General features: G+C 69.8%; 6 protein-coding genes and 1 pseudogene. 6 read left to right on the top strand and 1 reads right to left on the bottom strand.

Translation table 11 applies throughout. The features are described from left to right. Positions 1-75: 75 nt before the first annotated feature. Positions 76-801, top strand: coding sequence for a GAF and ANTAR domain-containing protein (locus V9U70_RS08065; RefSeq protein ID WP_336673417.1), 726 nt, complete (start codon positions 76-78; stop codon positions 799-801). 683 nt (positions 802-1484) lie between these two features. Here V9U70_RS08065 and V9U70_RS30525 read toward each other — a convergent pair. After that, positions 1485-1616: a RapZ C-terminal domain-containing protein gene (locus tag V9U70_RS30525; RefSeq protein WP_419723953.1), complete on the bottom strand. Its 132-nt coding sequence runs from the start codon at positions 1614-1616 to the stop codon at positions 1485-1487. 239 nt (positions 1617-1855) lie between these two features. Here V9U70_RS30525 and V9U70_RS30520 point away from each other — a divergent pair. The 5 genes and pseudogenes from V9U70_RS30520 (at position 1856) to V9U70_RS08035 (ending at position 7013) form a co-directional block, all read left to right on the top strand. Continuing rightward, a pseudogene (locus V9U70_RS30520) lies at positions 1856-2924 on the top strand (IS630 family transposase). A 129-nt stretch (positions 2925-3053) separates the two neighbouring features. Further along, on the top strand, positions 3054-4832 hold the full coding sequence (locus tag V9U70_RS08050; protein ID WP_336673789.1) for an acyl-CoA dehydrogenase family protein: 1779 nt from the start codon (positions 3054-3056) through the stop codon (positions 4830-4832). A 101-nt stretch (positions 4833-4933) separates the two neighbouring features. Further along, entirely contained in the window at positions 4934-5359 is a 426-nt protein-coding gene (locus V9U70_RS08045; protein WP_336673788.1) for a hypothetical protein, read from the top strand. A 131-nt stretch (positions 5360-5490) separates the two neighbouring features. Continuing rightward, complete coding sequence (locus V9U70_RS08040) at positions 5491-6708, top strand: IS110 family RNA-guided transposase (RefSeq protein WP_336673787.1); 1218 nt, start codon at positions 5491-5493, stop codon at positions 6706-6708. A gap of 41 nt (positions 6709-6749) precedes the next feature. Further along, positions 6750-7013, top strand: coding sequence for a hypothetical protein (locus V9U70_RS08035; protein WP_336673786.1), 264 nt, complete (start codon positions 6750-6752; stop codon positions 7011-7013). The last annotated feature ends 193 nt before the right edge of the window (positions 7014-7206 follow it).

Below are 7206 nucleotides of genomic sequence, written 5' to 3'. Positions count from 1 at the left end.
CCGTAGGGTCGTGAGGACACCTTGGACGCTGTGCCGCCGCCGTAGGGCTGGTGCCAGGTAGGGAGCCGCACGGGCATGGACTGGCAGGATTTCGCGCAACAGATGGCGACGATGGCACGCGACCTGTCGGCGCAAGACTGCGTATCCGACATGTTCGAGCTGATCACCACGTCCGCGACCGAGCTGGTCGAGGGCTGCGACGCCGCCGGCGTCCTCGTCATGCGCGAAGACCGAGTGCGGACCCTCGCAGCCACCGAGCAGTGGGTCACCGACAGCGACCGGCTGCAGGAGCGTCTCCAGGAGGGCCCCTGTTTCGACGCGGCCCGCCACCGGGATGGGGAGCGGGTCTACCGCGTCGTTGACATGACCGCCCCGCATCAGCGCTGGCCCGCCTTCGCGTCTTCCGCCCGCGGACTCGGAGTGGGCAGCATGGTGGGCGTCCTGCTGTTCACCGAGGACGACAACCTCGGCGCGCTGAACCTGTATGCCAGGCATCCTGGACGGTTCAACGAGGTCGGTGAGGCCTCCGCCTGGGTCCTGGCCTCCCACGCTGCCGTCGCCCTCTCCAGCGCACGGGTCCACGAGCAACTGGAGCAGGCGATCGCCTCCCGGCACGTCATCGGTGAAGCCATGGGCATTCTCATGGCCGGCCACGGCCTCGCCGAGAACGAAGCCTTCAACGTCCTGCGTCGCTTTTCGCAGAACCACAACATCAAGCTGCGCGAGGTCGCCCGCCACGTCGCCGAACTCGGTGCCCTGCCCCGGCCGGAGCACGGGGGGAGCGGCTCCCCCGGCACGTGACAGAACCGGAGGAACCTCAGCCGAACCAGCCCCCAGGGGAACGCCGCCGGCCCGGCCTGCACCCGGAGTTCCCAACGTCCGGCAGTCCACACACTGGTGCCGTGCCAAAACACCGTCGTCCGCTGCGCCCCGGCCGCCTGCCTCCACCCCGCCGGGCAGAAGCGTTGTCACGCCCTTCGCGGCTGCCCCTTCCTGCCCGGCGCCCCACCGGGGGTCGGGGCCGGTCGTCAGTGCTCGCTCGTACCGTCGAGAGCAGCTGCTGGAGCGACCGCACCTGATCGTGGCGCTGCTGCACCGCGCGGCGGACGAGGTACTGCCCGGGTGCACGGCCGCAGATTTGCACGAACAGGCGGAGGCGATGCGGACCGGTGAGCGGTACGTGCTGCGGGCCCGCGTTGCGTAGCCCGGCGCGGCACGCGCTTCGCAGAAAGGAGCGGGGGCCCGGCCGGTGACGTGCGAACGCCATCCGGACCGGCCGGGAGCCAGTTCACCAGTTCGGGCCCGGGGCCGCGCCCACGTCACAGATCGCCACGGCTCTGAACGTCCGGCCGGAGCCCGCAGACCACCTGCTCCACCTGACCCGGACCCTGCTCCGGGCCCGGGCTCTCCCGCACGCCTTCGCCCGCGGCCCTGGTCGAGGAGGCGGAGCGCTGCGAGCTCGTGATCGGTGAGGGCCGGCCGGGTCACGTCAGGATGGTTCGGCCGACGTGCACGTGCTCGGACTCGGCCCCGATCCCGGCGGCGCGCAGCCGGGCGGTCAGCTCTTCCGCCACGGCGACGGAACGGTGGCGGCCGCCGTCGCAGACAACATGGATGTCGGCGCGGAACCGTCGTTCGGCGCCCAGAGGACCAGGGCGTGGCTCAGACCGCGCTCAATGTGCTGACTCTCGCTACAGTGCCGGAGCGGGTGCTCGCTCTGATGTCTCAGCGAGACGACGGTCGGCGCCTCGCAAAAACGCCCAGCACAGCAACACAAGAGTCAGCACCTACTGAGGTTGAACTTGTGGAGTCGTAGGGGGCTGACGGTTCATCGCCTGTGCGGTATCACCGGGGCATGCGGTATCTACAAGGGGGCGGGCTGACCGCTGAACGGCAGCAGTTCCCCGAGGAGTTACGACTGAAGGCGGCCGAGAGGTTCGCCCGGGGTGAGGTGAGCTCGGTCATCGCGAAGGATCTGCGGGTCAGTGTCCGCTCGGTGCAGCGATGGCGGCGGATGGGGGACGAGGGCGGTCCGCGGGCTCTGAGGTCACAGGGGCCGGCGTCGCTGCCGAGGCTGAGCGAGAAGCAGTTCGCCCAGCTGGAGGCGGAGCTGCCCAAGGGGCCGCCCGCTCACGGCTGGGACGACCAACGCTGGACCTGAGTCGCGCGAAAACAGTGGTCGGCCGGCGCTTCCACCTGACCTACACGGTCCAGGGCGTGCGCAAGCTCTTTGTGCGCAACGGCTGGTCCTGCCAGTCCCGGCCCGACGCGCCATGGAACGCGACGACGAGGCCATAGCCGGGTGGGTCAAGGAGGTGTGGCCCTGCGCGGAAGGCTCGCGGCGGTGAGTGGAGCTTGGCTCGTCTTCGAGGACGAGGCCGGATTCTCCATGACGCTGCCGCAGGCGAAGACCTGGTCTCGGCGCGGCCGGGCCCCGGTGGTGCGGGTCCGCGGCCGTTCCCGCAGACGCATATCCATAGCCGCGCTCACCTGCTACAAACCCAGCCACCGGTCCCGGCTGATCTACCGGCCACGCCGGGACGACGGTCAGCGCGACGGACGCAAGAGCTTCTCCTGGAGCGATTACCGGGACCTGCTGATCGCCGCTCACCAGCAACTCGGCGGCCCCATCGTGCTCGTCTGGGACAACCTCAACGTCCACAAGGCCGCCGACCTGCGACAGTTCGCAGCCTCCCGGGACTGGCTGACCATCTACTACCTGCCGCCCTACGCATCCGACCTCAACCCCGTCGAAGGGATCTGGTCACTGCTGCGGCGTGGCTGGCTCTCCAACGTCGCCTTCAGTACCCCCGAACACCACACTCGTCCAGCGCATCCGACGCGGCCTGCGACACATCCAATACCGCGGCGACCTCATAGACGGCTGCCTCGCCGAGACCGGCCTGACCATCAGACCCACCTGAGCGACCCAGCGACATCACGAGTTCAACCTCAATAACACACGGAGCGAGCACCTACCGTGTTTTCGACCAGCCCAATCGTGTTGATCATCACTCCGTCAGACGTGATCGAACAGGATAGCTTTCTCGGATATGACTGACACTCAGATCCCGGATATCACACTCGTATCCGCCGCGCTCGCCGACGTCCTGTTCGCCGGTCGGCTGGGCGCGACTCACGACCGATGGAAGCACCTGTTCAGCTCCGCCCCGTTCCGTTTCGAGGAAGGGCTGACCCACCAAGAACGCATAGCCCTGAGCTACGACCGGCTCCGACTGGTCAACGAAGCCGTGGAGGCTCCACAGGCCCTCGCGAACGATCCGGTCGAACTCACCGCCATCCACGAGTGGGCCGGTGCGGTGGACCCGGGCATGGCCACCATCATCGCCATCCACTACAACCTCTTCCTCGGAAGCCTGGTCGACCACGAACCGGCCGGGCGCGACCTGGGCGAGTACCTCCGCGCGGACCGCATAGGGACGTTCCTCTGTACCGAGGTTGCCCATGGCAACGACGCCGTGCATATGGAGACCACGGCTACGTACGACCGGGCGGCGCGCGGGTTCGTGCTGAACACCCCGACGCCCGCCGCGGCGAAGTTCATGCCCAACACCAGCCCGGCCGGAGGGGCGAAGGGGGCCGTCGTCGCGGCCCGCCTGATCGTCGACGGCACCGACCACGGCGTCTTCCTGTTCCTGACGCCGCTCAGCGACAGCGCCGGCAGCCCGCTGCCGGGTGTGCAGGTGCGGCCGCTGCCCCAGACTGCCAGCAGCCCTGTCGACCACTGCGCCACGACGTTCCACGATGTCCGTCTCCCGTTAAGCGCTCTCCTCCAGGGCGACCACGGCCACCTCACCCCGGACGGCGAGTTCACCAGCACACTCGGCAGTCCGCGTCGGCGGTTCCTCCAGTCCATCGGGCGGGTCACCATGGGAAAGCTCTGCATGACCGCCCACAGCCTCGGCGTCATGCGCCACGCTCTCGACGTCGCCATGCGCTACGCCCACACCCGAGTCACCTCGGGCATGACGACCGGACAGCGGGTGCCGCTGATCGCCCACCGTGGCCACCACACGCCCCTGCTCGACGCCACGGCGACGACCTACGCCGCCACGCTGCTCCAGCGGTCGGTCGTGCAGCAGTGGGACCGGGCCACCGGCGAGGAACGCGAGGCGTACGAGCGGCTGACGGCGATCACCAAGGCCTGGGTCACCTGGCGGGCCCGGGCGGTCATGACCGAGTGCCGCGAACGCTGCGGCGCTCAGGGCCTCATCCAGGCGAACGGCATCGCGCTCCAGCTCGCCTCCATCGAGGGCACGATCACAGCCGAGGGCGACAACCAGGTCATCATGCAGAAGGCCGGGGGCGAGATGCTGCTCGGCGGCGTCGACCTCAAGCCGGAGAGCGAGATCGCGCCCACAGACAGGGAGCTGACCGACCCCCAGTTCCTCCAGGACCTCCTGACGGACATCGAGCGCATCTCCCACAGCCGGGCGAAAGCCCGGCTCCGGCAGCGCGCCGACTCCCCACTGGCCCGCTGGAACGCAACGGTGACACCCGCCGTGGCTCTGGCCGACGCCCACGTCCACCGGCTCGCCGCTGAGTCCCTGCTGACTGCCGCCGACCAGGCCCCCTCCGGGCCGCCGGCAGACCTGCTGCGCGGGCTCCATGCCCTGTTCACCCTGCGACGGGTCGCCGCGCACAGCGGAGACCTGTTGGCACGCGGCCGGATGACGGCCCATCAGGTCGAGCACTTGCCCGACGCGGTCGACGCGGCCCTCAGCTTCTTGGAGCCGCACGCGCTGACCCTCACCCGCGCCTTCGCCGTACCCGAGGCGATGCTGGAGACACACCCGATGCTCAGGGCCTGACCAGCACGACGGGGGAAACAGGACCCCGGCCGCTGGCCGACCGTACGGGCCGGCCTTCACGTGGTCGGCAGGGGGACCCGGGGGCGGGGCGTCATCGCTGGGTGACGTCACAGAGAAGTGAGTGGGCCATCTTCCCCGCGCACCGGCTCCCGTCTTCCTGGCCGCTGGCCGACGCACCGTCCGGCACCGTCCACGACCCGGACACCGACGACATCGTCCAGGCTGAGCTCGCCGCCGAAGCCGCGGCCGCCGACGCCCGCGAGGCCGAGCTTCAGGCGCTGCGCGAGCTCGGCCCCCTGGCATGGGCCGAGCCCCGCGACGGCGACGAGGCCGTACGCGACGAGCTCACCCGCCGCGCCGACGGCTACATCCAGACCGACGTCGACGCCTGGCTCCCCCGTTATGTTTTCCGCGGTCCTGCAAGAGGGCCGCTGGCCTCCGGGCCCGGCATGACTGTTGCCCCCTGTCGAAGGCATGACCTGGGGGGTGGTGTCACCGGGCCCGGGAGGTGCCGTCGGAGACGCTGATCAGAGGTCCGGCCACCGTCCGGTCCGGCGCAACGCCGGGCAGTTCGCGGGCGGCAGGTCTGCATAACGTGGATGCGCGCGCACGACACCCGAGCCGAGGCCGGCACCGTCAACACCGCTGGAAGGGCAGCATGTTCGAGATCGACAACGTCGGTGTGTTCCTGGGCCTGGACGTCGGCAAGTCCGCCCACCACGGCCACGGGCTCACCCCTGCGGGCAAGAAGGTCTTCGACAAGCCCCTGCCCAACAGCGAACCCAAGCTGCGGGCCGTTTTCGACAAGCTGACCGCGAAGTTCGGCACCGTTCTGGTGATCGTGGACCAGCCCGTCTCTATCGGGGCCCTGCCGCTGACGGTCGCCCGCGATGCGGGCTGCCGTGTCGCCTACCTGCCCGGCCTGGCGATGCGGCGGATCGCCGAACTCTATCCCGGCGAGGCCAAGACCGACGCCAAGGACGCCGCGGTGATAGCGGACGCCGCCCGCACCATGCCGCACATCCTGCGGTCCCTGGAGCTGACCGACGAGATCACCGCCGAACTCACGGTTCTCGTCGGCTTCGACCAGGACCTCGCCGCCGAGGCCACCCGCACGTCCAACCGGATACGAGGCCTGCTCACCCAGTTCCACCCCAGCCTGGAACGCGTCCTGGGCCCCCGCCTGGACCACCAGGCCGTCACCTGGCTGCTGGAACGCTACGGCTCCCCGGCCGCCCTGAGCAAGGCCGGCCGCCGCAGACCCATGGAGCTGATCCGCCCGAAAGCCCCCCGCATGGCTCACCGGCTGATCGACGATGTCTTCGACGCACTCGACGAACAGACCGTCGTCGTCCCCGGCACCGGCACCCTCGACATCGTCGTCCCTTCCCTCGCCGCCTCGCTCGCCGCCGTCCACACCCAGCGCCGGGCCCTGGAAACCCAGATCAACGCCCTGCTGGAGGCCCACCCTCTTTCCGAGGTCCTGACGTCGATGCCCGGCGTCGGCGTCAGGACCGCCGCTGTCCTGCTGGTCACCGTCGGCGACGGCACCGGCTTCCCCTCCGCCGCCCACCTCGCCTCCTACGCCGGCCTCGCCCCGACCACGAAGGCGTCGGGCACCTCGATCCACGGCGAACACGCGCCCCGAGGAGGAAGCCGCCAGCTCAAACGCGCCATGTTTCTGTCCGCCTTCGCCTGCATGAACGCCGACCCCGCCTCCCGCGCCTACTACGACAAGCAACGCGCACGCGGCAAAACCCACACCCAAGCCCTCCTCCGCCTCGCCCGCCAACGAACCAGCGTCCTATTCGCCATGCTCCGCGACGGCACCTTCTACGAATCCCGCACGCCCACGGACGTCGAGCTCGCCGCATGACCCCAACAAGACCAAAACACCCCAACCCCGACACAGGCGCCTTGACGAAGGACATAGAGGCACCCCCCCGCGCGCTGGCCAGCCGCCTCGGGCACTACCGCGATCCGGCCGCCCGCGAAGCCGCCGCCGGCCTTCTCACCGCGCCGGTCCTCGCACACGCCGCGCTGCTCGCCGAACTCGTCCGCCTGGTCCCCATAGCCGACGTCGACCAGCTGACGTTCGCGGCCCGGCTCGCCACCACCGAGCCCGAAGCCACCGGGGACCTCGCCGCGTTCCTCACCCGCGCCCACCCCGAGGCGCACTGACCTCACCGCCAGCAGATCCTCCGGGCCCCTGCGGGAGACATCTGGTGAGGCTGGGGGATTGGGTGCCAGAAATGCCCGCACTGTCTGCGATCCCTGAGGGGCAGGAGGCTGTTTTCCCAGGCAGGCGCGTTTCTCAGTGGGCGGTTCGTGAGTCTTTGAGCGGATCTGCTGTCGCCTGATGGTGTGGCGTCGA

Source organism: Streptomyces pratensis (genome assembly GCF_037137275.1).
Classification (GTDB): Bacteria; Actinomycetota; Actinomycetes; order Streptomycetales; family Streptomycetaceae; genus Streptomyces; species Streptomyces pratensis_B.
This window is presented reverse-complemented; position numbering and strand designations above follow the sequence as displayed.